This window comes from Thermococcus sp. AM4, assembly GCF_000151205.2.
Lineage (GTDB): Archaea > Methanobacteriota_B > Thermococci > Thermococcales > Thermococcaceae > Thermococcus.
On sequence record NC_016051.1, the window covers coordinates 582,611 to 608,122 of the forward strand.

31 protein-coding genes and 1 tRNA gene are annotated in these 25,512 nt (G+C 56.2%); 18 read left to right on the top strand and 14 right to left on the bottom strand.

Features of this window, described 5'->3' with window-relative positions; all coding sequences use genetic code 11:
* Genes pxpB through TAM4_RS03240 form a run of 4 tightly spaced genes read left to right on the top strand, consistent with a single transcriptional unit; the run spans position 1 to position 3,255 of the window.
* Positions 1 to 687, top strand: a complete 687-nt coding sequence (gene pxpB, locus TAM4_RS03225) for a 5-oxoprolinase subunit PxpB (RefSeq protein ID WP_014121808.1) — start codon at positions 1 to 3, stop codon at positions 685 to 687.
* The gene (locus TAM4_RS03230; RefSeq protein ID WP_014121809.1) at positions 680 to 1,669 is read left to right on the top strand and encodes a biotin-dependent carboxyltransferase family protein; all 990 of its coding nucleotides are present in this window, start codon (positions 680 to 682) and stop codon (positions 1,667 to 1,669) included. The genes pxpB and TAM4_RS03230 overlap by 8 nt, the downstream gene beginning before the upstream one ends.
* Positions 1,670 to 1,709: 40 nt before the next feature.
* A complete protein-coding gene (locus tag TAM4_RS03235) occupies positions 1,710 to 2,447 on the top strand; it encodes a phosphoglycolate phosphatase (protein ID WP_014121810.1) in 738 nt (245 codons plus the stop codon).
* Complete coding sequence (locus TAM4_RS03240) at positions 2,422 to 3,255, top strand: GNAT family N-acetyltransferase (RefSeq protein WP_014121811.1); 834 nt, start codon at positions 2,422 to 2,424, stop codon at positions 3,253 to 3,255. The genes TAM4_RS03235 and TAM4_RS03240 overlap by 26 nt, the downstream gene beginning before the upstream one ends.
* Here the strand turns inward: TAM4_RS03240 and TAM4_RS03245 are convergent.
* Both TAM4_RS03245 and TAM4_RS03250 read right to left on the bottom strand, forming a co-directional pair.
* Positions 3,248 to 4,399 (bottom strand): M20 family metallopeptidase, encoded by a 1,152-nt coding sequence (locus TAM4_RS03245; RefSeq protein ID WP_014121812.1) that lies wholly within the window; start codon positions 4,397 to 4,399, stop codon positions 3,248 to 3,250. The genes TAM4_RS03240 and TAM4_RS03245 overlap by 8 nt on opposite strands.
* Before the next feature lie 54 nt (positions 4,400 to 4,453).
* Entirely contained in the window at positions 4,454 to 4,846 is a 393-nt protein-coding gene (locus tag TAM4_RS03250; RefSeq protein WP_014121813.1) for a DUF2095 family protein, read from the bottom strand.
* A 61-nt stretch (positions 4,847 to 4,907) separates the two neighbouring features.
* Between TAM4_RS03250 and TAM4_RS03255 the strand changes: the two genes are divergently transcribed.
* The 5 genes from TAM4_RS03255 (at position 4,908) to TAM4_RS03275 (ending at position 8,066) form a co-directional block, all read left to right on the top strand.
* Complete coding sequence (locus TAM4_RS03255) at positions 4,908 to 5,345, top strand: DUF123 domain-containing protein (RefSeq protein ID WP_014121814.1); 438 nt, start codon at positions 4,908 to 4,910, stop codon at positions 5,343 to 5,345.
* Between the two features lies 1 nt (position 5,346).
* Positions 5,347 to 5,547, top strand: a complete 201-nt coding sequence (locus tag TAM4_RS03260) for an antitoxin family protein (RefSeq protein WP_014121815.1) — start codon at positions 5,347 to 5,349, stop codon at positions 5,545 to 5,547.
* Complete coding sequence (locus tag TAM4_RS03265) at positions 5,516 to 5,998, top strand: PIN domain-containing protein (RefSeq protein ID WP_048149838.1); 483 nt, start codon at positions 5,516 to 5,518, stop codon at positions 5,996 to 5,998. The genes TAM4_RS03260 and TAM4_RS03265 overlap by 32 nt, the downstream gene beginning before the upstream one ends.
* A 2-nt stretch (positions 5,999 to 6,000) precedes the next feature.
* On the top strand, positions 6,001 to 6,759 hold the full coding sequence (locus TAM4_RS03270; RefSeq protein WP_014121816.1) for a geranylgeranylglyceryl/heptaprenylglyceryl phosphate synthase: 759 nt from the start codon (positions 6,001 to 6,003) through the stop codon (positions 6,757 to 6,759).
* 116 nt (positions 6,760 to 6,875) lie between these two features.
* Positions 6,876 to 8,066, top strand: coding sequence for a magnesium transporter (locus tag TAM4_RS03275; protein ID WP_014121817.1), 1,191 nt, complete (start codon positions 6,876 to 6,878; stop codon positions 8,064 to 8,066).
* 6 nt (positions 8,067 to 8,072) lie between these two features.
* On the opposite strand, the gene TAM4_RS03280 is transcribed toward TAM4_RS03275, so the two are convergent.
* Positions 8,073 to 8,306: a hypothetical protein gene (locus tag TAM4_RS03280; RefSeq protein WP_014121818.1), complete on the bottom strand. Its 234-nt coding sequence runs from the start codon at positions 8,304 to 8,306 to the stop codon at positions 8,073 to 8,075.
* A gap of 154 nt (positions 8,307 to 8,460) precedes the next feature.
* Between TAM4_RS03280 and smc the strand changes: the two genes are divergently transcribed.
* From smc to TAM4_RS03300, 4 genes are read left to right on the top strand one after another with little or no spacing between them, the layout of a single operon-like run.
* On the top strand, positions 8,461 to 12,039 hold the full coding sequence (smc, locus tag TAM4_RS03285) for a chromosome segregation protein SMC (protein ID WP_014121819.1): 3,579 nt from the start codon (positions 8,461 to 8,463) through the stop codon (positions 12,037 to 12,039).
* Positions 12,040 to 12,041: 2 nt separating this feature from the next.
* Positions 12,042 to 12,455, top strand: a complete 414-nt coding sequence (locus TAM4_RS03290) for a HEPN domain-containing protein (protein ID WP_048149841.1) — start codon at positions 12,042 to 12,044, stop codon at positions 12,453 to 12,455.
* The gene (locus TAM4_RS03295; RefSeq protein ID WP_014121821.1) at positions 12,433 to 12,864 is read left to right on the top strand and encodes a nucleotidyltransferase domain-containing protein; all 432 of its coding nucleotides are present in this window, start codon (positions 12,433 to 12,435) and stop codon (positions 12,862 to 12,864) included. The genes TAM4_RS03290 and TAM4_RS03295 overlap by 23 nt, the downstream gene beginning before the upstream one ends.
* Positions 12,865 to 12,866: 2 nt before the next feature.
* On the top strand, positions 12,867 to 13,541 hold the full coding sequence (locus TAM4_RS03300) for a ScpA family protein (protein WP_014121822.1): 675 nt from the start codon (positions 12,867 to 12,869) through the stop codon (positions 13,539 to 13,541).
* On the opposite strand, the gene TAM4_RS03305 is transcribed toward TAM4_RS03300, so the two are convergent.
* Together TAM4_RS03305 and TAM4_RS03310 are read right to left on the bottom strand one after the other, a co-directional pair.
* The gene (locus tag TAM4_RS03305) at positions 13,471 to 13,926 is read right to left on the bottom strand and encodes a hypothetical protein (RefSeq protein ID WP_237702121.1); all 456 of its coding nucleotides are present in this window, start codon (positions 13,924 to 13,926) and stop codon (positions 13,471 to 13,473) included. The genes TAM4_RS03300 and TAM4_RS03305 overlap by 71 nt on opposite strands.
* Complete coding sequence (locus TAM4_RS03310; protein ID WP_371136995.1) at positions 13,901 to 14,428, bottom strand: hypothetical protein; 528 nt, start codon at positions 14,426 to 14,428, stop codon at positions 13,901 to 13,903. The genes TAM4_RS03305 and TAM4_RS03310 overlap by 26 nt, the downstream gene beginning before the upstream one ends.
* 82 nt (positions 14,429 to 14,510) lie before the next feature.
* Between TAM4_RS03310 and TAM4_RS03315 the strand changes: the two genes are divergently transcribed.
* Complete coding sequence (locus tag TAM4_RS03315; RefSeq protein WP_014121824.1) at positions 14,511 to 14,879, top strand: DUF5658 family protein; 369 nt, start codon at positions 14,511 to 14,513, stop codon at positions 14,877 to 14,879.
* Here TAM4_RS03315 and TAM4_RS03320 read toward each other — a convergent pair.
* Both TAM4_RS03320 and TAM4_RS03325 read right to left on the bottom strand, forming a co-directional pair.
* A complete protein-coding gene (locus tag TAM4_RS03320) occupies positions 14,847 to 15,083 on the bottom strand; it encodes a type II toxin-antitoxin system RelE/ParE family toxin (RefSeq protein ID WP_048149845.1) in 237 nt (78 codons plus the stop codon). The genes TAM4_RS03315 and TAM4_RS03320 overlap by 33 nt on opposite strands.
* On the bottom strand, positions 15,083 to 15,280 hold the full coding sequence (locus TAM4_RS03325) for a hypothetical protein (protein WP_014121825.1): 198 nt from the start codon (positions 15,278 to 15,280) through the stop codon (positions 15,083 to 15,085). Before TAM4_RS03325 ends, TAM4_RS03320 begins: the two co-directional genes overlap by 1 nt.
* An 83-nt stretch (positions 15,281 to 15,363) precedes the next feature.
* Here TAM4_RS03325 and TAM4_RS03330 point away from each other — a divergent pair, with 83 nt between their 5' ends.
* Positions 15,364 to 17,745: a DEAD/DEAH box helicase gene (locus TAM4_RS03330; RefSeq protein WP_048150858.1), complete on the top strand. Its 2,382-nt coding sequence runs from the start codon at positions 15,364 to 15,366 to the stop codon at positions 17,743 to 17,745.
* Here TAM4_RS03330 and TAM4_RS03335 read toward each other — a convergent pair.
* The 3 genes from TAM4_RS03335 to TAM4_RS03345 all read right to left on the bottom strand — a co-directional run bounded on the left by TAM4_RS03335 (position 17,724) and on the right by TAM4_RS03345 (position 19,834).
* On the bottom strand, positions 17,724 to 18,767 hold the full coding sequence (locus TAM4_RS03335; protein ID WP_014121827.1) for a glycoside hydrolase family 5 protein: 1,044 nt from the start codon (positions 18,765 to 18,767) through the stop codon (positions 17,724 to 17,726). The genes TAM4_RS03330 and TAM4_RS03335 overlap by 22 nt on opposite strands.
* A gap of 155 nt (positions 18,768 to 18,922) precedes the next feature.
* Positions 18,923 to 19,030: transfer RNA gene (locus tag TAM4_RS03340), tRNA-Met, on the bottom strand.
* Between the two features lie 57 nt (positions 19,031 to 19,087).
* Positions 19,088 to 19,834, bottom strand: coding sequence for a cytochrome c biogenesis CcdA family protein (locus TAM4_RS03345; RefSeq protein WP_014121828.1), 747 nt, complete (start codon positions 19,832 to 19,834; stop codon positions 19,088 to 19,090).
* Between the two features lie 131 nt (positions 19,835 to 19,965).
* On the opposite strand from TAM4_RS03345, the gene TAM4_RS03350 reads away from it, so the two are divergent.
* Both TAM4_RS03350 and TAM4_RS03355 read left to right on the top strand, forming a co-directional pair.
* The gene (locus TAM4_RS03350) at positions 19,966 to 20,259 is read left to right on the top strand and encodes a hypothetical protein (protein ID WP_014121829.1); all 294 of its coding nucleotides are present in this window, start codon (positions 19,966 to 19,968) and stop codon (positions 20,257 to 20,259) included.
* Positions 20,256 to 21,455, top strand: coding sequence for an aminotransferase class V-fold PLP-dependent enzyme (locus tag TAM4_RS03355; protein WP_014121830.1), 1,200 nt, complete (start codon positions 20,256 to 20,258; stop codon positions 21,453 to 21,455). Before TAM4_RS03350 ends, TAM4_RS03355 begins: the two co-directional genes overlap by 4 nt.
* Here the strand turns inward: TAM4_RS03355 and TAM4_RS03360 are convergent.
* The 3 genes from TAM4_RS03360 to TAM4_RS03370 are packed head-to-tail and all read right to left on the bottom strand — an operon-like array spanning position 21,452 to position 24,682.
* The gene (locus TAM4_RS03360) at positions 21,452 to 22,348 is read right to left on the bottom strand and encodes a hypothetical protein (RefSeq protein ID WP_014121831.1); all 897 of its coding nucleotides are present in this window, start codon (positions 22,346 to 22,348) and stop codon (positions 21,452 to 21,454) included. The two genes, TAM4_RS03355 and TAM4_RS03360, sit on opposite strands and share 4 nt — an antisense overlap.
* Positions 22,349 to 22,395: 47 nt before the next feature.
* A complete protein-coding gene (locus tag TAM4_RS03365; protein ID WP_014121832.1) occupies positions 22,396 to 23,523 on the bottom strand; it encodes an ATP-NAD kinase family protein in 1,128 nt (375 codons plus the stop codon).
* Between the two features lie 4 nt (positions 23,524 to 23,527).
* Positions 23,528 to 24,682 carry a potassium channel family protein gene (locus tag TAM4_RS03370; RefSeq protein WP_014121833.1) on the bottom strand — a complete coding sequence of 385 codons (1,155 nt, stop codon included), beginning with the start codon at positions 24,680 to 24,682 and terminating at the stop codon, positions 23,528 to 23,530.
* Positions 24,683 to 24,724: 42 nt separating this feature from the next.
* On the opposite strand from TAM4_RS03370, the gene TAM4_RS11870 reads away from it, so the two are divergent.
* Entirely contained in the window at positions 24,725 to 24,937 is a 213-nt protein-coding gene (locus tag TAM4_RS11870) for a hypothetical protein (protein ID WP_083820407.1), read from the top strand.
* Between the two features lie 41 nt (positions 24,938 to 24,978).
* Here TAM4_RS11870 and TAM4_RS03375 read toward each other — a convergent pair whose 3' ends face one another.
* Positions 24,979 to 25,512, bottom strand: coding sequence for a GNAT family N-acetyltransferase (locus TAM4_RS03375; protein ID WP_014121834.1), 534 nt, complete (start codon positions 25,510 to 25,512; stop codon positions 24,979 to 24,981).

Below are 25,512 nucleotides of genomic sequence, written 5' to 3' on the forward strand. Positions count from 1 at the left end.
ATGAACCTCAAACCCCTCGGCGACTCGGCGTTACTCGTCTCCTTCGGGGAGGTAATCGACGAAGAAACAAACGACCGCGTTCACGCCCTCGCTGGGGCGATAGAAAAAGCCAACTTCGAGTGGCTCATCGAAGTCGTTCCGGCCTACTCTTCCCTCGCTGTAATCTATGACCCCAAGCTCATAGACTTCGAAGGGGTCAAGCGGGCAATCCAGGGGCTTGAGTTCTCGGCTGAGAAGTTCGAGGGGAAGCTCGTTGAGATTCCGGTTCTCTACGGCGGTGAGTACGGCCCGGATTTGGAGTTCGTAGCGGAATACAACGGCCTGACTCCCGAGGAGGTCATTGAAATTCACTCGAAACCGGTTTACCGCGTCTACTTCCTCGGCTTTCTGCCCGGCTTCGCCTATCTGGGTGGAATGGACGAGCGCATAGCGACGCCGCGCCTTGAGAAGCCCAGACTGAAGGTTCCCGCCGGCTCCGTTGGAATAGCCGGAAAGCAGACCGGGATTTACCCCCTCGAAAGCCCCGGTGGCTGGAGGCTCATCGGCAGAACTCCGCTGAGGCTCTTCAACCCATCGAAGGAACCGCCGACGCTCCTTCAGCCCGGCGACAGGGTAAAGTTCGTGCCGATTGACGAAGAGGAGTTCGAGGAGCTGTACAGAGCTGAATGGGGGCGCGGAAATGATTGAACTCCTCAAAGTCCCGTCTTTGCTGACGGTTCAGGACTCCGGCAGGAGGGGCTACCGAAAGCTCGGCGTCCCGGTTTCCGGTTATATGGACGATTTCTCCGCGAGGATAGCCAATTACCTCGTCGGAAACTCCGGCGATGCCCCGCTTTTGGAGTTCCTCCTAATGGGACCAACGCTGAGATTCAATTCCTCTGCCGTTTTCGCCGTTGCCGGCGACGTTGAGGTTAGACTCAACGGCGTTCCCATCGAGCCCTGGGCAAGCTACTGGGCGAAGAGGGGAGACATCCTCGAAGTCGGAACGCTGAGGAGCGGTCTCTACGGCTACATCGCCTTCGCCGGTGGGATAAAGTGCGAGGGGCTCCTGGGCAGTTGCTCGACCTACGCCAAAGCGGGTTTAGGGCGGCCTTTAAAAACAGGCGACAAGCTGAACTTCGGCTACGCGATACTGACGGGCAGAGAGGGGCGCAGACTTCCAGAGGGGCTGAGACCAGACTACTCGGCGGTGGAGATAACCGTCGGCGTCGTTCTCGGCCCGGATTTGGACCATTTCACAGAAGAGGGCGTGCGGACTTTCCTAAGCGAGGCATACACCGTAACGCCGGAATCGGACAGGATGGGCTACCGCCTCGATGGAAAGGTTATAGAGCACTCTGAAAAGGGAGCTGGGATAATCACCGGCCCGCTCGTTCCCGGAACGGTTCAGGTTCCTGCCAATGGAAAGCCAATCGTGATGATGAAGGATGCTCAGACCACCGGCGGTTACGCGAGGATTGGCGTCGTTGCGAGTGCATATCTGCACCGCCTTGCCCAGCTGAGGCCCGGTTTTAAGGTGCGCTTTAAGGAGATGAGCGTCGAAGAGGCCAGAAACGAGCTCTTGAAGAAGGAGAAGACGCTTGAGGCGATAAGGCTTTTCCTTGAGGGAAGGCTGAGGGCCTACAGGATAAAGACGAGATCGCGGGAGTTCAGGGCGTTCGCGGGTTAACGTTAAAAACCGAGACCCCTCACCCCCACCGGTGGAGGAGATGATAAAGGCGATCTCGCTCGATATAGACGGCACGATAACCTATCGAGACAGGACTCTGAGCGTCGAGGCTTTAAAGGCGATACGGCTTGCGGAAAAGCTCGGCGTTCCGGTTATGCTTGTAACGGGCAATTCGGTTCCGTTCGCCGAGGCGGCGGCGGTTTTCATAGGGACGAGCGGGCCGGTTATAGCGGAGGACGGAGGGGCTCTCTCGCTGAAAGGAGAGGGAACGATGAGGGAGCGCGTTTTTTTAACGGACATGGACGAGGAGTGGATCCTTTGGAGCGAGCTCAAGAGGCGCTATCCGGAGGCGAGGCTGAGCTACTCGACGATGGAGAGGAAAGCTGGACTCGTGGTTATGAGAACTGTTCCCGTGGAGGCGGTGAGGGAGATTATAAAGGAGCTCGGGCTCAACCTGGTCGCGGTCGATTCGGGCTTTGCGATCCACATTAAGAAGCCCTGGATCAACAAGGGGACTGGTATAGAGAAGGCCTGCGAGTACCTCGGGATAAAGCCGGACGAAGTTGCCCACGTGGGGGACGGGGAGAACGACCTCGATGCCTTCCGCGTCGTCGGGTACCGCGTAGCCATTGCCCAGGCCCCGGAGAGCCTCAAGAGGAAGGCCGACTACGTAACTGAGAAGCCCTACGGTGACGGCGGCGCGGAGGCGATAGTCCACATCCTCAGGAAGTTCGGCTACCTCGGTGAGGGGGATGAGGATCCGCTTCGCGACCCTTGATGACGTCGGGGGAATAGTTGGACTCCATACCGCCGGAGAAGAGGTCAGCGGCAGCCTTTACGAGCGGTACGTTCAGGGCGGCCCCTGGATGGCCGTTGAAACCCTGGCTATTCACCTCAACAACCTCCTCCTCGATGACCAGCTCGTGGCCGTTGCGGAGCTGGAGGGCAGGATAGTGGGTGAAATCGAAGTGCTGTTCTCCGAGGAGCCCGTTAACGGCGAGATCCGGAGGATAGGACACGTTGACGTTATAGAGGTTCATTCCGAGTACAGGCGAAAAGGTATCGGGCGGGCGCTCGTGGAGTTTGCTGAGGACGTCGCGAGGGAGCGGGGAGCAGAGATGCTGACCGTCCAGCCGGAGAAGGAGGCAGAACCTTTCTACGAGAAGCTGGGGTTCGGGAAGAGGGTTTTCTCGGGCAAAGTGGCGTGGGTTCCCACCGGGGGTGAGGGGAGCGTTAAACGAATGAACCTCGAATGGGAGGCGATTAAGGGCCTTGAACTCGCGGCAGGGCGCTTTCAGAGTTCGTACAGCGTATGGTTTTCGGCTTTCAGGGACGAAATCGCCGGAATTCACTACACCATCGAAAGCGGAAGGGCCGGGAACTCATTCTACGCCCTACGAAACCTGCCGGGACGGGACGGCGTTGCCCTCTTCCTCTGGGGCCGGGTTGAGGATCTAAGGCCGGTTCTCGGAAGGGCAAAACTGCTGGGCTTTGAGAGGGCCCTAACCGTGCTCCCGGAAAACATGGAGAGCGCTGGCATGAGGACCGTGGGAAAAATAGAGATGCTCGCGAAGGAACTCACCTGAGGAACTCCCTCGCGAGGGCAACCTCCATAGCCGTGCCGATGTGGAGAACGTCCTCGTCCACGTCAAAGCGCGGGTGGTGGTGCGGGTAAACGATGCCCTTCTCCTCGTTCCTTATTCCCAGAGCCAAGAACGCCCCCGGAACCCTCTGAAGGTAGAAGGAGAAGTCCTCGGCGCCCATGGTGGGCGGAACTTCGTCGTACCTCAGCCCGTACTTCTCAGCTACTTTACGGGCGAATCCGGCCATCTCGGGATCGTTGACGGTTGGGGGGGTGAGTTCGTCTATGCTGAGCTCGTACTGGATGTTGTGGGCGATGGCGATTCCCTTGGCGATCTCGTCCATCCTTCTCTTTATCAGGTCGCCAACCTCCTGCTTGAAAAACCGGAAGGTGCCCTTGAACTCGGCCCTCTCGGGGATGATGTTGAAGGCGGTTCCCGCGTGGACAGAGGTAACGCTCACGACGCCAGTCTCGATTGGATCGACGTTCCTGCTGACTATCGTCTGGTAGGCGAGGATCAGCTCGGCTAGAGCGGGCACGGGGTCCTTGGCCTCATGGGGTGCCGCGCCGTGACCCCCTTTTCCAGTGAGCCTTCCGCTGAAGATGCCCGCGCCGGCCAGGAACGGGCCGTCCCTGATGCCTATCACACCGCTTGGGAGGTCCATCCAGACGTGGAAGCCGAAGATCGCATCGACGCCTTCGAGCGCTCCGCCTTCTATCATCTTGAGCGCTCCGTTTCCGCCTTCCTCCGCCGGCTGGAAGATGAGCCTTACCCTGCCGCTGAACTCCTCAACGTGCTCCGCGATTATTTTGCCTGCCCCAAGGAGCATTGCCGTGTGGGCGTCGTGGCCGCAGGCGTGCATCTTTCCCTGAACCCTCGATCTGTACGGAACGTCGTTTTCCTCCTGGATCGGCAGAGCGTCCATGTCCGCGCGAAGGGCGATGGTTTTTTCTCCCTCCCCGATGTCCGCTATAACCCCCGTCCCGACGCGCTTGATCCGGTAGCCCCACTCCCTGAGGTGCTCCTCGACGATCTTTGATGTCCTCTCCTCCTCGTACTTGAGCTCCGGCCACATGTGGAAGTCCCGTCTCCAGGAGATTATGAGGTCTCTAATCCTCTCCGCCTCAAGAACCGGGTTGAACGTCATGGAGACCACCAAACCATGTTGTAAAAGGGAGATATTAACCTTTCGATGGAAGTCTCATCCCCTTCCGTGCCTCTCGTACCAGCCCCACTCCTTCTTCGGCCCGAAGGCTCTCACTCCTTTCTTCGCCAGCGTTATCCTCAGTTCTTTCGCGATCTCTGGCGTTATCTCGCCCCTGCTCTCCATCCAGTTGATTATCTCCAAAGCCTCTTCGTCGGTCTCGCATCTCCGGAGGAAGTCTATCACGGTTGGATTGTAGCCGGCGAAGTTCCTCGGTTCGGCCAGCTCTTCACCCTCCTCAGCGGAGCTGCGGTAGGCGTCTATCCCCAGGCCCTCCCCTTCCTCAAGCTCCCTCGCGAGGGCAGGAAACATCTCCCTGAACTCGTCTTTGTCGTACTCCTGCCAGGCGAAGTCGTCAACTGGTTTCCTTCTCTCCCTGCGTTCCCCCATAGCTTACACCTAACCCGATATCGAGCCCGAAGTTTATAAACCCTCAGTGGAAGCCTGGGGCATGAAGGGTTCGTACTTCCTCGTTATCAGGCTCGAGGAAGGGAGAAGGATCCGCACCAAAGGAAAAACCTTCGAGCTCAAGCCGGGTTACTACGTTTACGTGGGCTCGGCCATGAACTCCCTCGAAAAGCGCGTCGCGAGGCACTTCCGGCGGGAGAAAAGGCTACACTGGCACATTGATTACCTCCTCAAAGAGGCCGGGCTTCTCAGGGCCTACCTCATCCCGAGCGAGGTGAAGCTGGAGGAGGAACTCTCGCGCGAGGTTTCTCGCTTCGGTGAGCCGGTTCCGGGCTTCGGGGCCAGCGACGTCAGAGTGAGCACGAACCTCTACCGCTTTGAGAACGAGCCGGACGAAGTCCTAACGAGAATCCTCGATAAGCTCGGACTGGGCTGGAAAATCGTTAAAAGCGAAGACGACATAGGGAAAATACGGTGGTGATATGACAGTCATCGAGGCCGTCTACGACGGCGAGACATTCAGGCCCCTAAAAAAGGTAAACCTCCCGAAGGGAGCGAGGGTCAAGGTAATCGTCGGTGAGACGATATGGGATTTGCTTGAAGAGATTGAGGGAATTCCCGTTGATGCAAACGTCGAGGAAGTGCTCGAAGATGTCAGGGGACGAAAGAGGGTTCGTTATTGACACTAACGTCATAGTCGGAGCGTTCTTTTACGAAAGGAACTACCCCCAGATTAGAAACAAACAAGCGGTGCTCAGAAAATGCAGATTGATACTCGACTTGGTGAAAGGGAAAAACGTCGCAATCCCCCGAGTGGCAGTTGTTGAAGTCATAAGCGTTGTAAAAAGGATAAGCGGGGATACAAGTCTCGCCATCAGGCTTGGAAACGCCGTCGAGGCATCATTTGAGGTAGTGTCCGAGGAGGAAATCTATGGAATCGCCAAGGAAACTGCTTCATTAGTTGCGCCTTCTGGATTCGATACTTATTTCCTTGCCCTAACACTAATGAAAGGATACAGTCTGATAACACGTGATAAACCCCTTTGTTCGCATTCAAAGGATTTAAACGTTCCTTGTCTTCTCATTGATGAATCTACCGATGACAATATGATTAAGGAATTCTTGGGGGTGTGAGCATGTTGGAAATAGGCAAAGTTGAGCGCTACATTCACGAGAAGCTGAAGAAGGAGAAGCTCCACTTCGTTCTCCTCGACCCGGACGACGTTTCGCCGGAAACGGCGGGAAAGATAGCGGAGATGAGCGAAAGCATTGGCGTTGACGCGATAATGGTCGGGGGCTCGACCGGGGCCGAGGGAGACGTTCTCGACAGCGTCGTTAAGGCGATAAAGGAATCATCCAGTCTGCCGGTAATTCTCTTCCCGGGCTCGCACGGCGGGATAAGCAGGTACGCCGACGCGATATTTTTCATGAGTCTGCTCAACTCGAGGAACCCCTTCTTCATAACCGGCTCCCAGGCTTTGGGAGCCTTCACCGTCAAGCGCTACGGAATAGAGCCGATTCCGATGGCCTATCTAATAGTCGAGCCCGGTGAAACCGTCGGCTGGGTTGGAGATGCGAAGCCGATACCGAGGCACAAGCCGAAGATTGCCGCCGCTTACGCTTTGGCCGGCCAGTACCTTGGCATGCGCCTCGTTTACCTCGAAGCGGGTAGCGGTGCGCCACAGCCGGTCCCGCCGGAGATGATTGCCCTCGTTAGGAAGGTCATAGACGTTCCCCTCATCGTCGGCGGTGGCATAAGAAATGCCGAGCAGGCGAGGAGAGCGGTTGAAGCGGGGGCCAACATCATCGTTACCGGAACGGCGATAGAGAAGGCCGGCTCGATTGAAAGGGCAAGGGCAAAGCTCGAGGAGCTCAACTCGGGAATCAAAGGATGAGTTTTTGCCCCAGCTCTCGAACCACAACTTTTTTATAAACTTTAGGCCAGCCTAAAGCGGCGGTTGTTCAGCGGAACAAGGGGTGATGGGAATGAACGCAACCAGAGGTGAGGACGATGACGGTAATAAAGAGCGCAGTGGGCACCTCGGGAACGTTCAGGGGCAAGCTCAGGGACGCGCTTCTGCTGTCGTTTCCGGCCCTGTTCCTGTGCCTGATATTTGACTTCGTCGGCGGTGCGGTTCTCGGCAAGAACTGGGACACGATAATGAGCTACTTCCCGATTCTGGTCTTCATAATGCCCGGCCTCATGGATTTGAGGGGCAACATCTTCTCGGCTTTGGCTTCTCGCTTCACGACCAAGCTGTACCTGGGGCTCATAGACGGCATCCGCGATCCGGAAGTCACGACCCAGATCGTCATGGCGATCCTCAGCAGCAAGATCCCGCTCGTCGTGCTCTGGGTCGTTGGGCTTTTCCTCGTCCACAATCTCGTTCAAGACGCGATAGTCCTCCTGATGGTCGTTGCCTCCGCAATCTTCATAGGCGTTATCCTCGGCTACGGCACGGCCCTGATCACGATAATCCCCTTCAAGAAGGGCTACGATCCCGATTTAATCGCCGCGCCGCTGATAAGCTCCGTCGCCGATCTGATAACGATGCCGACGATGGTTTACTTCGCCCTGCTATACCTCCGCCATGAGGGGGTCTTTTACGCCCTGTCCTTCACGATGCTCGCCCTGCTCCTCGTTCTCGCGCTAAAGGCGAAGTTTAAAGGAGAGCACAGGAGGGCCTTTGGGGAGCTTGCGGCGATAATAGGCGCGATGGCCCTGATAGAGACCCTGACCGGAGGACTGCTTGTAACGTACGACAGGATAATCAACGCCGTGATAATAGTCAGCGTCATGTGGCCGAGCGTGAACGACAGCATGGGCAACTTCGGCTCGATAATAGCGGCGAAGGTCTCAACCAAGATTCACCTTGAAGGAGTCGAGGCCGTCAAGAGCAGGGAAACGCTCTACGATTTCCTCTCGCTCCTAATCCTCGCGCCGATAATCGGCTACCTGACGAACCTAATCTCGATGTGGGTTGTGGTCCATTACATCCACAGGCCCGCGAGAATTCTCTGGCAGTTTGTACTCGGCTTCCCGGCGATAATCCTCGTGGCGATGCTCATCGGGCTCGTCGTGGCAGTACTTGCCGACAGGTACAACTGGGACCCGGACAACGTGGCGATTCCGGTCGTTACAACCCTCAGCGACGTCATAGGAACGATGTTCCTCGTCTGGGTGGCGCTGAGCGCAATGTAAAAAGAATCAGGCCTCCGAGAGCACTCTAAACGAAAGCTTTCCGTTCTTTACTATTCCTTTGAGCTCCTGAACGAGCTCCCTGCCTCCAACGAGCTCCAGCCTAACCTCCGACATACCTGTGGCGTCAGGGGGAAGGAAGTGTATATCCCTTATCCTGCCGGAAACTCTGGAGAGCAGACGGCTTAACACGCTCCCCCTCTCACGGTAGGGGAGTTTGATGTCAACTTCAAGAATTTGCATAGCCATCACCGTTTTATTCTAGGGAAGAAGGCCTATAAAACCTTTTTCATTCGCGATGGTAATCTCCGGAAGCCCGCGATATTCCCCGGGGTTATAACCCGGAGCGGCCAAACTTATATAAGATGTCGCACCATTTGGCCTTTAGGTGTCGAGTATGCCGTACATAGAGAAGATTGAAATGAAGGGCTTCAAATCTTACGGTAACAGGAAGGTTGTCGTTCCGCTCTCCAAGGGCTTCACCGCCATCGTCGGTGCCAACGGTTCTGGAAAGAGCAACATCGGCGATGCTGTTCTGTTCGTTCTCGGAGGCCTATCCGCCAAAGCGATGAGGGCGACGAGGATAAGCGACCTCATTTTCGCCGGGAACAAGGCAGAACCACCGGCCAAGTACGCGGAGGTTGCGATGTATTTCAACAACGAGGACAGGGGCTTTCCAATCGACGAGGACGAGGTCGTGATAAAGAGGAGGGTTTACCCCGACGGCAGGAGCACGTACTGGCTGAACGGCAAGAGGGCCACGAGAAGCGAGATACTCGATCTCCTGAGCGCGGCCATGATCTCACCCGAAGGCTACAACCTCGTCCTGCAGGGCGACATAACGAAGTTCATCAAGATGAGCGCGACGGAGAGAAGGCTGATCATAGACGAGATATCTGGAATAGCCGAGTACGATGCAAAAAAGGAGAAGGCGCTCGAAGAGCTCAAGAAGGCGGAGGAAAACCTCGCCAGGGTTGATCTTCTGATCAAGGAGGTAAAGAAACAGCTCGACAAGCTGGAGAAGGAGAGAAACGACGCCCTCCGGTACCTCGACCTTAAGGAGAAGGTGGAGCGCGCGAGGGTGGCCCTGCTTCTCGGAGAGATCAAGAGGCTCGAACTTCTGCTCGAGGAGAGCAGGAACAGGGATTCCGGCATTGAGGAGGAGATAGGGAAGGTTGAGGCGGAGCTAAAGGCCCTCGTGAAGGAGATCATAGCCAGGGAAAGGGAACTCAACGAGGTCGAGCGCGAGCTGGAGGAGAAGAGCGAGGACGGAATCCTCGAGGTCACTCGGAAGATAAGCGAGGTCAAATCGAGGATCGAAATGGCCAGGAGAAACATAGAGAACGCCCGCCGTGAGATAGAGGAAGACCAGAGGAGACTCTCAAAGGCAAAGGAAGAGCTCAGGAAGGTCTCAGAGGAGATAGAGAAGAGCAAAAACGCGATAGTCCGGTGGAAAAAGAGAAGGGAGAAGCTCCTCGCCGAGATCAAGGAGAAGGAAACCGTGAGGAACAGCCTCGTCGTCAGGCTCGGGGAAATCGACAGGAGCTACGCCGTCGCGAGGGAGGAGTTTGATAAGGTTGTCGGCGAGCTGGAAGAGGCAAAGAAGGAGATGTACACCAGGGAAGCGGAGGTCGAAAAGTTCCGAGAGGAAATAGAGAGGCAGAGGTCGCTGATAACGCGGGCAAACCTCCGGAGAAACGCGCTCAGGGAATCCATAGCGAAGCTCAAGTCGGAGATAGACGAAAAGCGCTCCGAACTTTCGAACATCGACGGGAAGATGTCACGGATCGAGGCGAGGATAAGAAAGGCCGAGAAAGAGCTGGAAGAGAAGACCGCGAAGCTCAAAAAGCTCGATCCAGAGCTGGCAAAGGCAAGGGAGGAGCTCATAAAGGCCGAAGCCCAGAGGGAAGTCCGCGGCAATCGCGCCGTCGAGTTCCTGAAGAAGAGCAACATTCCCGGCCTTTACGGCACGCTCGGCGAGCTGATAACGGTTAAAGACGGGAGATACGCCCTGGCGGTTGAGGTGGCCCTCGGCGGGAACTACGACAACGTGGTTGTTGAGGACGACAGGGTCGCGGAGAAGGCGATAAAGCTCCTCAAGGAGAAAAAACTCGGAAGGTTAACCTTCCTCCCGCTCAACAAGATAAAGCCCCGCTCTATGCGTGAGAAGCCATCCCTCGGAATCCCGGCTATGGACGTCGTGAGCTACGACCCGCGCTTCAGGAACGCCGTCGCTTACGCCCTCGGAGATACCCTCATCGTCGAGGACATGGACGAAGCGAGGAGCGTCGGCATAGGGAAGGTCAGAATGGTGACCCTTGGCGGCGAGCTGCTCGAGAGGAGCGGGGCAATAACAGGCGGCCACTACAGGCCGAGGGGCAGGCTCGGGGTCAACGTCGACGAGATCAGGGCGAAGGTCGAGAGGCTCGAGCGCGAGAAGGAAGCCCTTGAAGCGGAGGTTAATTCCCTGAAGGTCGAGGTAAACGGCCTCAGAAATGAACTCTTCGAGCTCCGCATGAGGAAGAGCGAGCTCTCAAAGGACCTCCAGGTCGCGCAGAGGGAGATGGAAAGACTCCTCGCGGAGGACAGGGCGCTGAAAGAGGAGATAGAAACTGCAGAGGAGACGATAAAGAAACTAGAGGCCAAGATAGAGGAGTACAGGGGCGAGATCGCGAAGCTCCGCGGGAGGATCGAGAGACTTGAGAGGAAGAGGGAGAAGCTCAAGAGGGCCCTGGAGAACCCTGAGGCGAGGGAGCTCAACGCGAAGATAAGGGAAGTTGAGGGACAGATCGCAAAGCTCAAGGAGGAGCTCAGCAGGGTCGAGAGCAAGCTTGAGAGTCTTGAGAGCAGGATAAACGAGGAACTGCTCCCGAGGAAGGCCGACCTCGAGGAGGAAATCGAGGGCTTGATCAACAGGATAAACGCGCTCCAGGCCAACATAAAGGAGAACGAGGAGGCGATAAAGAAGTTTGAGGCGGAGCTTGAGGAGCTCAAGAAGGCCGAGGAGAACGTGAAGGATGAACTCAAGGAGCTCCGCGAGAGGCGCGAGAGGCTGAGGAACGAGATAATCGAGCTGAGGGAGAAGAAGGACGAGCTGAGTTCCAAACTTCAGGAGCTCAGGATAGAGGCCAACACCCTCAAAATAAAGATGGGGCAGTACGAGGCCGAGCTCGAGGAAAAGAGGGCGGAGCTCAAACACCACGATCCAAAGCTGGTCAGATCGATAAAGCCCGACGAGATACCGGAGCCTGAGAAGCTCGGTGAGCTCAAGGAAAGGATCGAGTCTATGGAGGAGGAGATACGCTCCCTTGAGCCCGTGAACATGAAGGCCATCGAGGACTTCGAGGTCGTGGAGAGGCGCTATCTCGAACTTAGCAGCAAGCGCGAGCAGGTTTTAGCGGAGAAGGAGAGCATAGAGGAGTTCATAGCCGAGATCGAGGGGCAGAAGAGGGAGGTTTTCATGAGAACCCTGGAGGCAATAGCGAAGAACTTCTCGGAGCTGTTCGCCAAGCTCTCGCCGGGCGGGAGCGCGAGGCTCATACTCGAGAACCCGGAGGATCCGTTCTCGGGGGGCCTGGAGATAGAGGCCAAGCCCGCTGGGAAGGACGTCAAGAGGATCGAGGCGATGAGCGGCGGCGAGAAGGCCTTAACTGCCTTGGCTTTCGTCTTCGCAATCCAGCGCTACAAGCCGGCCCCGTTCTACCTCTTCGACGAGATCGACGCCCACCTCGACGACGCGAACGTCAAGCGCGTTGCGGACCTTATCAAGGAATCCTCCCAGTCGAGCCAGTTCATAGTCATAACCCTGAGGGACGTCATGATGGCCAACGCCGACAAGATCATCGGCGTCAGCATGAGGAACGGAATAAGCAGGGTCGTGTCGCTCAGCCTTGAGAAGGCCATGAAGATACTCGAAGAGGCCAGGAGAAGGAGCGACGAGGAGCACAGGGAAATGTTCGGCCATCTGGAGGGCTGAGGATGTTTGATGAAGAGGAATACAGACGATGGATGGACCAGGCTGAATACACACTCAGGAGTGCGGAGAACGATATGAGGGCGGGCTTCTACTCGTGGGCGTGCTTCAAAGCACAGCAGGCAGGGGAATACGCGGTTAAGGCCCTTCTTTACGGGATGGGCGTGATGGCTTACGGGCACTCAATAAAAAAGCTCCTCGATGTGTTATCGCAAAAAATAGAGGTTCCCAGCGAACTGTTCAACAGGGCAAGGCTACTTGACAGGCATTACATACCCCCCAGATATCCGGATGCGTACATAGAGGGTTCTCCTTACGAGTACTACGGCGAGAATGACGCCAGAGAGGCAATAAATTCGGCTAGGGAGATAATAGAGTTCATCAGGAGGATTGCACATGAGAAGATTGAAAAATCCTGAGAAAATACCATACTGGGAGGAAATTCAGCGATACGTCCAGGACGTTGTTAGGGCCATTAATCCAAAGTTAATTCTCCTGTACGGCTCAATATCCAGGGGAACCTTTGGAATTGGAAGCGACGTTGACCTGCTCATAATCGCGGATAATCTGCCCAAAAACCCAAACGAACGACTCAAACTGCTCTATTCCCTTGACAGGACAAAAGCACCACTCGACCCCAAAGCTTACACTCCCTCTGAGGCTTTAAAAATGCTCAGAAAAGGACACCCCCTCCTCATGGATGCACTGGAAGACGGGATAATCCTTTACGCAGACGAGGACTACTTCCGGGAACTCGTGAAGGCATTTCAGCTGGCGAAGAGAAGATACCAGCGCTTTGAGAGAGGTTGGATTAGGATGGAGGGCTGAGGATGGAATCGAGGTTTGAAACCGAGATAACTCCCGTGGATATACTGCTCCAGCTGGTCAAAATGGGAAAAGTCGACCCCTGGAACATAGACATAGTGGACCTGACCGAGAAGTACATAAAGATGCTGCGCGAGATGAGGGAGCTCGACCTCAGGGTTTCCGCGAGGGCCATTTTAGCGGCTTCAATCCTCGTCAGGATGAAGACCGAGGCCCTTCTGAGCGAGGACGAAGAGGAGGAAGAGGAGAAAGGCGAAGAGAGGATCAGGGTGGAGGTTGAGCCCCTCGCACCGCCGATAAGGAGATCGGAGCGCTATTACACCTTCGACGACCTCATAGAGGCCCTCATGGATGCACTCGAGGAAGCGGAGAGAAGAAAGCCGAGGAAGCGGAAGAAGGAGAACATAGAGGAGCAGGTCTTTGTGGTTGATGACTTCCGCGTCGACATTGAGAAGCACGTCCACAGACTGCACGGCATAGTGGTGAAGCTCTACCGCGAAACAGGGAAGCCGATAAGGTTCTGGGACCTCGTCTTCGATCCGAGCCCGAAGATAGTGGCGAGGACCTTCCTCTACCTCCTCTTCCTCTCGAACATGGGGAAGGTAGAGCTCATTCAGGAGGAGCCCTTCGGGGAGATCCTTGTTCTTCCACTCGATCAAGATCGCAGCCGGCCAGCGTGAGGGAAGAGAGAACCTTTTTGGCCTTGTTTTCGCTTATCCTTCCTTCTTCGATCGCCTTCTGGAGGAGGTACTCTATCATGAAGCACTGAGCCGGGAGGAGGGGATTTCTGGTTAGAGCGTAGCTCTGCTCCCTCTTGAACATGAAGTGCCAGTCGAGCTCGGCCAAGAGCACGAAGCCGATGACGGCGAGGGTGTAGGTGACTCCCACGAACTCCCGGAAGCTGAACCTGGAGGCTATCCAGGGAACTGAGTAGAGCTCCTTGGCGAACACGAAGAGGATCATGAAGCTGTTCGCTATGCTGAGGTAGCTCGCGGCCCTCGTTATCTTGAGCTTCCACAGGACGATTCTATCCCGGGCTTTAACGAGGCTTTTTGCCCTCATCATCGTTCTCACCCGAAGGGGCACTCTCAACGCCAGCGATAAAGTTTTCTGACGGTGTTCTCTCCTCTCTCTTCGCGGGCCTCAGCGTTATCGCGAGTAAAGGCTCCTCTCTCCCGATGTAGAGGCTCCGCTTTTCCCTGTTGAGGTAGAAGCAGTAAATGCCGTTCGGAATTTCGGAAAGGAACTTGATTGGGGACGTTTCCCTCGCGAGCCTCTTATCAGGAAAGACGCAGCGGTAGGTCCCATTTAAGCCCTTCACGCGCTCCCGGATTTCATCGAGGTGGAGCCTCTCGCACTCGAGTTTTGCACACACGAGGCTCTTCCTTCCGTCGGTAAAGATTACAACGCGCTCGTTGACCTCGATCCTCCGCGAGCGGTCGAGGAACGACCAGAGCTCCGAGTAGACCCGCTCAAGCTTTCTCCTCTTTGCCAGCCTCTTCACGAGCCTTTCCTCGGCGTGCCTCGTCAGGAGCATAGGCAATCTCTCCAAAGCTTTGAAGGTCACGGATGCACCTACACAGGTACGTACATATGCAGGTTTTGACTAGTGAAAAAGGTATTTAAGTCTTAGAACCTGAGAGGAACCCATGAAGGGAAAAGTTTACCTGCTTGCCTTCGTGGCCCTCGCGCTCATCGACGCGCTCACAACGTGGTTCGGTGTTAGAATGGGCTTTGTCGAAGCCAACGGGATAATAGCCGAAAGACTGAGGAACCCGGTTCTTTTCTTCGGCAGCTACGCCCTCTTTACCGCGCTCGGCGCCGGCGTTATCGTCGTCTCGATCAGGCTGGAAAGGCTCAGCCCCGCTTTCAGGCTTGTGGTGATCGGGATGATCATCCTCAAAGCGGTTCCGGCAGTTAACAACCTCCTTCTCCTCGCGGGGATTTCGAGGTCAAGCGTCCTTCTAACGACTGCGGAGCCGCTGTTAAGAGCCCCATACGCAGCCAATCTGCCATGACTTTTTAAATCCTTTTGTAACTGCTTTCATCCCTTCTAAAGAACGCCAAAAGACAAATTTATGGGCAGGATACGGAGTTATGTGAAGCTCTTCAGCGAGCTCATCAAGTTTTTGAAGAATATTGCGTGTTTCCTCCTCAGACAGCCCCTTAAGGGCCTTTTCAAGGTCTTTGTAGAATCGTTCAGAGACGAGGACTTTCCACATTACCTGATCAGCCCCCGCGCCTTACCCCATCTGGTAAAGTCCCCTGGCCGATACTCCCGAACCTCCACAGCATCATCAACATGAAATTCCTCGTCGTCTTCGGGGATAAGGGCTTCGATAACCTCTTCCAGCACGTCAAGGCGTCTCTCTATTTCCTCTATTCTGTGGAGAATACGTGAGACCTCAACTCTTTCCACACCCCTCACCGAGGGGAAGTAGGGCACGGAGGATATTAACCTTGCTCGGAAAGCTTTTATGGTTGGCCGCCGAAGGGCTCAACATGTCCTATCTCAGAAGGGATTTAATCGAGCCCCGCGTTTACCAGGAGGTCATCTACGCCCGCTGTAAGGAGCGGAACTGCCTCGTCGTCCTGCCAACTGGCTTAGGAAAGACGCTCATAGCGATGCTCATAGCGGATTACAGGCTCTCGAAGTACGGGGGAAAGGTTCTCTTCTTAGCTCCAACCAAACCGCTGGCTATGCAACACGCCGAGAGCTTTAGAAAACTCTTCAACCTTCCGCCCGAGAAGATTAACGTCCTCACGGGTGAGCTTTCCCCGGATAAGCGCGCTGAACTCTGGAGGAAGAGCGTCGTCATTACCGCAACGCCCCAAACAATTGAAAACGACCTCCTAACGGGCAGGATTTCGCTTGAGGACGTCGTCCTGCTCGTCGTCGATGAGGCTCACAGGGCCGTTGGCAACTACGCCTACGTCTTCATAGCGAAGGAGTACCTTAAGACCGCCAAACATCCCCTCGTCCTCGGATTAACTGCATCGCCGGGGAGTGACGAGGAAAAGATTCGCGAGATAGTTGGGAACCTTGGGATAGAGCGCATAGAAATCAGAACCGAGAACTCGCCGGACGTCAAGCCCTACGTCCAGAGGATAGCCTTTGACTGGGTGAAAGTTGAGCTGCCGGGAATCTACAAAGATGTAAGAAAAATCCTGCGCGAGATGCTCAAGGATTCCCTAAAGCCCCTCGCAGATGCCGGGCTCGTGAGCTCCTCTTCACCGGACATCTCGAAGAGGGAGGTCCTTCAGGCGGGCTCGAAGATAAACCAGGCGATGGCCAAGGGCGACTACTCCATCGGCTACCTCAAGAAGCACCAGGCCAAGGCCATGAAGCTCCACCACGCGATTGAACTTTTGGAGACGCAGGGGCTAACGGCCCTCAGGAGCTACCTCAAGAAGCTCCGCGAGGACCGCTCAAAGTCTGGGAGAGAGCTCATGGAAGACCCGCGTATGAGGAAGGTCACTTACCTCCTCGTTCAGGCGAAAGAACTTGGCCTCGACCACCCGAAGATGGAGAAGCTGAAGGAGCTTATCCGGAAACAGCTCCAGAAAAAGCCGGACTCGAAGATAATCGTTTTCACGAACTACCGCGACACTGGGAAGAAGATAGTCGAGGAGCTCCAGGAGATGGGCATCTCGGCAGAGCGCTTCATAGGGCAGGCGAGCAGGGGAAGAGATAGGGGGATGAGTCAGAGGGAGCAGAAGGAAGTCCTGGATAGGTTCTCGCGCGGTGAGTTCAACGTTTTAGTTGCCACGAGCGTCGGCGAGGAGGGGCTGGACGTTCCCGAGGTTGATTTGGTCGTCTTCTACGAGCCCGTGCCTTCAGCAATAAGGAGCATTCAGCGCCGTGGCAGGACCGGAAGGCACAGGCCCGGAAAGGTGGTAATCCTCATGGCCAAGGGGACGCGGGACGAGGCCTACTACTGGAGCTCCCGGAGGAAGGAGAAGGGCATGTTCGAGGCGATAAGGAAAGTCGCGAGGGAATTGGAGAGCCTTGAGAGGGAATCCAAAGGCCGGGAGAGGGTTGAGGTGGGGAAGGGTAAGATAACATCCCTTGACGCGTTTCTAAAGGTTGGCAGGAGCAAGAAGGCCGGGAGTGAGAAGGAGAAAGAACCGGAGAAAAAGGCCGAATCAAAAGCTCCGCAGGTTCAAGATGAGAAAAAAGAGAAAAGCAAGAGCGGGGAAATCCCGGTTAAGCCGATATTCGTGAGGAAGCCGAAGGGGATAGTCGTCTACGTTGACTCGCGCGAGCTGAGGAGCGGAGTGCCGAAGATTCTGAAGGAGCTCGGGGCAGAGATTGAAGTTAAAACCCTTGATGTGGCAGATTACGTCGTCAGCGAGGAGGTGGGAATAGAAAGGAAGAGTGCCAACGACTTCATACAGTCAATAATAGACGGCAGGCTCTTCGACCAGGTTGAGAGGCTCAAGAGGGCCTACGAGAAGCCCGTGATAATCATCGAGGGCGAGCTCTACGGCATCAGGAACGTCCATCCCAACGCGATTAGGGGAGCCATAGCCTCGGTAACCGTTGACTGGGGTGTTCCGGTGCTCTTCTCCTCGGGAAAGGAGGAAACGGCGAGCTTCATCTACCTCTTAGCTAAACGCGAGCAAGAGGAGCGGAAGAAGGAGGTAAGGCTGAGGGGCGAGAAGAAGGCCCTAACCTTAGCTGAGAGACAGCGCCTAATCGTTGAGGGCCTTCCAAACGTTTCCTCGACGCTGGCCAAGCGCCTGCTCAAACATTTTGGCAACGTCGAGCGGGTCTTCACGGCAACCGAGGAGGAGCTCAAGGAGGTCGAGGGGATAGGGCCAAAGAAGGCGAGGGAGATAAGAAAAGTTATAACCGCGCCCTACGTGGAGGACGAGGGGTGAAGAACCGCCCTCAGAACCGGGAGCCTGTCCCGATACCACGTGAGGTTTTCAATGTTGAAGAACCAGGTATCTGCGTTGATGTCGTAGGGGATTCCGGCGCTCCAGAGTGCCGAAGCCATGACCTTTCCGAAATCCTCGTCAGCCTGAATCGGGCACTGAACGCTTTTATCCTTCTTTGAAAACCAGAATGGCCTCCACGCACCCACCCACGTGGGAATTCCCGTCTTTTTCGACCAGGCAAGAGAAGCGTTTATCGCGCTCTCTATGAGCGTCATATTGTAGGTGCAGTGCTTTGGGCCACCCGCGTATATGTGCCACTCGGCGAGGGTGTAGCCGTCGTTGGTAACGTTGAGGTACTTGAGGTAGAAGGGACTTGAGACTCGCGCCGGGGTCACGAAGACGAGCCGGTAGGGGTCGATTTTTCTGATTTCGGCTATCGTCTGGGCGTAAACCTTGTTGAGAACGTCGGGATAGCTCTTTATCGGGCCGCTCGACTCGATGAGGAGGTCGTAGGAGAGGAGGTATGAGGTCCCCCTAAAGTACTCGGCGACGGTCTTCCACCAGAGGACGAAGTGCTCCTGGGCCTTCTCGCTCGTCGGGTCGTTCCTCAGCTCCGGTGCCGTGTAAGTGATGATTGGAATAAGGCCAGCGCTGAGGGTGTCGTTGACTATCTCGCCGAGCTGTATCAGAGCAGTTCTGTTGTTCACGACGTCAGCTTCCACCCTTATCCGGACGTTGGAGAAGCCAGCTTTCTTGAAGTACTCCGGTATGTTAACTCCTTTCGAGCGCCAGTAGAAGTAGTAGCGGTGAACCCTCGCGAAGCTCATCCAATCAACGTCGATTCCAACGCCGAGGAGCTTCTCGTACTGCTGAGCCATTATGGGCTCTTTTCCAAGGAAATAAAGGGACTGATTGGCTGCAGGAGCAGCGGTGTGAGTAGGGGTCTGGTTTTTGATGATTCTCGTGTGCATACCCCACAACACGAGGAGGAGCAGGACGAGCGCGAGACCGAGCCTCTTCATGAGGAAAAGGACGAGCTGGAACAGTTAAGCCTTTTGGTTCAACTATGGGTCAGAGATGTTCTCGGGGTTAAACGCTCTGAAATTAAACCCAATTGATACCTCAAGAAAGAGTTACGAACCTTGGTCAAACTTCGCCTGCGCGAAGTTTGCTAGAATGGTGCCGGGGCGGGGCTTTGAACCCCGGACCTCTCGGTTTCTCAGGCTCCCCCGAAGGGGAGCGGCCCTATGAGCCGAGCGCTCTGACCAGGCTAAGCTACCCCGGCACTGCCCGAGCGCTCGACCTATACCTTTCGGAGGAGCTTTTTAAATCTTTCGATGCCCTAAAGCCTGAAAAGACCGAGGATCCAGAGGCCTATCGCGATGAGCAAAAGCCCGGCAACAACCGAGAGCTCGGCGGAGTGCCTCACCATGGCCCTCGAGAACTCCTTGCTCTCCCTTAAGCTTCCCATCGCGAACAGTATCGTGAGCAGGGGAAGGATGAATATGAGGTTGTAGAGAGCCAGGAGGAGGAACACCATCGCGGTCGAGGCCCTGGCTATAACGGCCGCGTAGACGAGGTAGGGTCCGGCGGAGCACGGAAGTAGGGTTGTTGAAACGCTTATTCCGAGTATGAGCGCCCCTATGACCGTTGTCTCGGCCGAGAACATCTTCCTGCGGAGGGCCCTTTTGTCACCGGTCCTCGAACGCTCGGCCAGGCCGGTGAGAATCGTGTAGAGGCCAAAGGCTATTGCGAAGTAGCCGGCCCACCTCAGGGGAATTCTGCCGGCTATGAGCGTTAGGCCCAGCCCGAGGGTGTAGTAGGAGATGTAAACAGCGACGACGAAGGAGAGACCGACGATGTAGAGCCTCTTCTTGTCAACTCCCTTCACCGAGAGCGCGATGAGGAAGAGCGTGTAAACCGCGAAGGTGCAGGGGTTCACCGAGTCCGTCAGGGCCAGCGTCAGGAACTGCGGTATGAAGTAGGACATGCCCAGCAGGGAGAGAACGGCCGCGCTTATCCCGAAGGACAGGAGAATTATCAGGAGCAGGTACCTGAACTCCCTCTGGTGCAGGATTTTCTCCGACATGATACCGGCTAAGGGCCGGCGGATATTAGGTTTTCCTAAACCGATGGTTCTCAACCTTGGGAGCGGAGGCTTTAACCTAAGGTTTGGGAAACCCATAAAATCTGGCCGGCGGAGAATCAAACGGTGGGATCATGATCATCTCGAAACCCTGCGTCACGATGAAGGGCGTCGTTATAGGGGCCTACTCGTGGGAGAAGAGGATAAAGCTCGACCTGACGAAAACGGCCCAGTGTTTGAAGGGGCGGGGCTACACGGTAAAAAAGCTCCTGCCCGGAATGATGCTAATCCTGGAGATGGAGGGCTACGAGGTCAGCGTTTACCCGAGCGGGAAGATAATCGTCAAACTCTTGGAGGATGCGAAGAAAGGTGAGGAAATCGCGAGGATTGTTTACGACTGCGCCGGGGTTCTGGAGGTGGTATCGTGAGGATTCCGGAGGATGTTAGGAAGGACATACCGCTGACGGGCGAGGTTATCTACTTCGACAACACGGCAACCTCGTTAACGCCGAAGCCGGTCGTTGAGGCCATGGACGAGTACTACCTCAGATACCGCGCCAACGTCCACCGCGGTGTGCACAGGCTCTCCCAGATGGCGACGCACAAGTACGAGGAGAGCAGGAAAGTGGTTGCAGACTTCATCAACGCGAAGTTCGAGGAGATAGCGTTCACCAAGAACACGAGCGAGAGCCTCAACCTTGTCGCCCTCGGCCTTGAGGACGTCTTCAAGCCGGGGGACAAGATAGTCACGACCCCGTACGAGCACCACTCGGATTTACTTCCCTGGCAGAGGTTGGCTAAAAAGCTCAACCTCAGGCTCGAGTTCATTGACGGGGACGACGAGGGCAACCTCGATTTGAGCGATGCGGAAAAGAAGATTAAGGGAGCCAAGCTCGTCGCGGTTCAGCACGTTTCAAATGCGCTCGGTGTTATCCACGAGGTCGAGGAGCTCGGAAAGATGGCAGAGGAGGAAGGAGCGATATTCGTCGTCGATGCGGCACAGAGCGCCGGGCACATGGAGGTTGACGTTAGGAAACTACACGCGGACTTCCTGGCCTTTTCCGGCCACAAGGGGCCGATGGGACCGACGGGAATAGGCGTCCTTTACATTAACGAGGAGTTCTTTGACGTCTTCGAGCCGCCGCTAATCGGCGGTGGGACGATTGAGGACGTTGATTTGGATTCCTACAAGCTGACCGAGCCACCGGAGCGGTTCGAGGCCGGAACACCGAACATAGGCGGTGCGATAGGACTGGCTGCAGGAATAAGGTACATTGAGAGGATTGGGTTAGACAGAATCGAGAGGCAGGAGAGGAAGCTCGTTAAGCGCACTACGGAAGGCCTTGACGAGCTTGAGATTCCCTGGTACGGGCCGAGAAACCTCAAAAAGCACGCCGGAGTGGTTAGCTTCAACGTCCCGCCGCTTCACCCGCACGACGTCGCGGCGATACTCGACGAGAACAACATAATGGTTCGCTCCGGTCACCACTGCGCCCTGCCGGTGATGAAAAAGCTGGGGATAAACGGAACGGTGAGGGCTTCGTTCCACGTCTACAACAGCCTTGAGGAGGTCGAGACGTTCCTCGGCGTTCTTGAGGAGCTGGTTAAGGGGCTGAGGGCCTAAAAGGGCACCTCCCCCCACTCCACGTTTATCGTCTCGGGCGTGCGGTATACGAAGGCTCCCTCGTCCTTCTGAACGTACCTCCTCATCGGACCCGGAGGAACGCCGTTGGCCTCGTAGATAACGCTCTGAGTGTCCGGCTCGTGGTACAGGACGAGGGTCGGCCCGGACAGGTTCATTATGGAATCGACGACGTAGTTCGTTCCCAGAACGGTTACGCGGCCCCTCAGCGGTTTCGTTATCAGGGGGACCGCCGCGCTCCCTATCTCGGTGTATGCGAGAACGGCGGCGTCATTTACGGCGACGACAGTTTTTCTCCTGTGCCTCACCACCGCGCTGACTATGAGGAAGGCCAGACTCGCCACCGTTATGCTGTACGCCCCTCCAAGATCGACGAGGACGTTCCTCCCGAACTCAGGCGCATCCCCCGAAAACAGAGCCTCGTCGAGGGGAGTGTAACTTTCGGCAATTACCTCGGCGTATTTCTCGCCGGAGGAGAGTGCCTCTGGAACGCTCCTGACCTTTCCCCGCATGAAATCGGCGTAGAGCCTCTCGGTCAGAACCCTGTCCAGACCGTAAGCCGTCTGAACTATCGTGGCGGCGGTGTAGCCATCGAGTACTCCCCGGGATGCGAGGGTTATGGGATCCAGTCCGGCCGGTGAGCCGTCCCGAACCTCGATTATGGTATCAAATCCCTCCCGGGGAAAGCTTCCTTCGGTGTCGAAGACGATGGTCCCGTAGTCCAGCTTTCTGTATGCCGAAACAACGTACTCCAGTGCTTTCGCCGGCCAGTCATCCATACCGAAAACCTTCAGCGTTCTGCCGTGGAAAACCGGGTCGTAGAAAACCGGCTCCTCGGCATCGATAATCTTTATCGCGATTCGGCTGTGCTTCATGAAAACCACCGGAAGAAATAGGGCGAGGTACTATAAACGGCTTCCGCTCAGGCCACCTTCACGAGCTTCTCCATCCAGGGACTCACGCGGACCCGCAGGTAGCCCCTGAACTTCCCATCAACCTCCGGGTCACCGGTGTAAACGCGAATCGGACCGGTCAGCTTGTCCGGCGTTGCAACGACGATTACGTTCTCCCTCGGAATTCTCCTGAGGACTTCGGCCGAGAACTGCTGGTTGCCCCTGCCGAAGAGGAAGTTGGCCCCCCCAACGACGGTGACGACCACTCTGGGATTTCTATCGACGAACCGGAGCAGGTCTTTCTCCGTCGCGTCCTTGACGAGGAGCTTGGCCTTGCCGTCCTTCACCTCAACGATATCGACGCCGAGGAGCGTCCCGTCTATGCCGAGATTGTCCTTTATCCTCTTCACCGTCGAGCCCGAGCCGAGGAAATAAATCCCCTCGCTTTCAAGGATTTCCTCAGCCAGAGCCTCCGCCAGGGTCTCAAGCTCCTCGCTCTCGTCGGCCTTGATAGCTTCCTTGCTCCCCTGCACGAGGTTCTCGACGACTGGAACGAGGGCCTTTCCGTAGGTTTTAGCTCTAATCTCGTCCCTTCTGAAAGCCTCTTCGTCGATGTCCCTGATTTCTCTCTCCTCGAGTTTAGCTTCCCCGCGCAGGAACCTAACGAGGACTTCCGCGGCCTTCTCCGGCGAAACCGCGAAGACGCCGGAGTACATCTTGACCCCGGTTGGAATCCCGAGGATTGGAACCTTCCTACCGACCACGCTGACGATGTCGCGGGCGGTTCCGTCGCCGCCGGCGAAGACTATGAGCTTAACTTTATCGGCCATCTCTCGGGCGAGCCTCCTGGTGTGCTCCGAGCTCGTGTCAGGAATCCTAACGCCGTTGATCTCGCGGTGGTGGAACTCGAGGGGAATAACCTCAAAGCGGAAGCCGAACTCCCGAAGGTAGTCCTCGCCGAGCGGGCCGGGGCCGGTGAGGAAGGTTATCGAGCGGGCCTCGGGATAGTGGGACAGCTCCTTCAAAAAGAGCCTGACGAGGTCCGGAGAAACCGGCCTGGCACCCCGCCTGATGGCCTCCTCAACCACCCCATCGGTGCCCTTGAGGGCCACTCGCCCGCCCATTCCGGCTATGGGGTTCACTATTAGCCCTATCACGCTCTCACCTCATGTACTTCCTCGCGAACACCGTCAGGAAGACCGCCCACATGAACATTCCGAAGAGGGCCTCTATTGAGGCTATTACCCTGCCGACGCCTATCGGGTGGTAGTCGCCGTAGCCGAGGGTCGTCGCCGTGACGACGCTGAAGTACTCGTAATCGAGGAGGGTCATTCTGCTGGATAGGCCCTGGACGCTTCCAGTCGCGAGGAAGAGGATCGGAAAGAGGACGTTGACCGCGAACAGCCATATCATGATCGGTCTCTTCCAGTCCGTTCCGTACTTGCAGGTTAGATCCGCGAAGAGCCACTCGAAGAGTATCTCCATCTTTCTGAGGAGCTTTTTCCATCCCCTTCTTCTCGCGGAGGCCCTTATCTTCCTCTTGGCGAGCATTTCAAGGTAGTAGTACTCGTCGGCCTTTTCAAAGTCCCCGCTCCTTTCCCAGCTCGTTCTGGCCAGGCGGTAGAAGACCTCCTCGGCGTAGGGACTGTTGAAGGAGCACTCCTCCACGATGACGAAGCCCTCAACGTTGAGCTCCAGCGGCAGGGTCGGCAGGACGGTAAGGTTCCATGTCGGCGAGACCACCACCGTTGACCTGCGCAGGATGAAGTTGCTCTCGATGCGGACGTGAACGAACTCAGGCGAGAGCAGCCTGCTCTGTCTCACCTCAACGTGGCCAAAGACCTCGAGGTTCTCAAGGGTCAGCCTGCCCGAGAAGCCCCTAACGGTAAGCCTGACCTGCCTCTTGAACCTCGGGGCTGTGTCGAAGCTTATGTCCCTCAGAACCAGCTCCCTCGCCCTGACCATCCGGGCCTTGCCCTCTGAGACGCTGACGCCGTGCTCCTCCAGGATCTTCCTGAGGAGGGGATAGCGGGTGTTTATGCCGATCTTCCTCACGTTCTCAAGGCCTGAAACCTCTATAACTCCGAGGATCTCCTTTTTCTCCCCGTATGCCGCTTCCTCGCCTTCCTCCCCACCGCCCACGTAGCGGGTGGAGTTTATCATGAGGTACTTAACGTCGGAATCGCGGACGGCTATGTGGCCGCTGAAATCAACGCGGAGTATGTTGAGACCGAATATCTTCGAGTCCTTGAAGAGGAGAACCTCAAGTTTCGTATCGAAGACGATGACCCTCTCCACCGTCGAGCCGACTATCACGAGCCCCTTAACGGACGAGCCATCAACTATCAGGTTCTTGATGTGGGAGTTCTTGAAAACCAGAACCCTCTCGGAGGTGAAGTCCTTTATCGCAACGTCGTACAGGTAAACCCCTTCAAAGTAGCTCTGGCCTGTTTTGAGCCTTTCCGCGAACTTCTCCGCTTTAATCCGCTTTATCTCCTCTCCGAGGAGCTTTTCGCCCTCATCGTAGGGTATGTGCAGGGGACAGTACTTCGACCCCTCGACGGGCTTTAGCCTGCACTTCCTTCCGTTGCTGTAGACGTACTCACACAGCGCTACTCCCCCCTGAAGAGCTCGTATATCAGAACGTCCACGAAACCCTCACCCGGGACGTACTGGTGTTTCCTCAACCGGCCGGCAAGCTCGAATCCGTTCTTTTCGAGAACGCGGGCCGAGGCGGCGTTTGAGCTGAACACACGGGCGTAGAGCTTCCTGAGGTTGAGCCACTCGAAGGCGTAGGTCACCGCGAGAGAAACGGCCTCGGTCGCGTAGCCCTTCCCCCAGTGCTCCGGCCCGAGAAAGTAGCCGAGCTCGGCGTTCCCGCTGTGGAGGTCAACGTTGTGAAGACCGATGAGGCCGATGAGGGTTTTCCCCTCGTTCTTTACGATGGCAAAAACCTTCTCCCTCGCCTTCTCCCGCCTAACCGCTTCGTACCACTCCATCTCATCCTCGAAGAAAAAGATCTCGTGGGGTTTGGTGAGGTACCTCCTGACGGTTCTGTCGTTGTACCATCTCCACAGGGTGTGAACGTCCTCCCTCATCGGGACGGCGAGGCTAACCTTCCTTCCCTCCAGTATGATCGGCCTCAT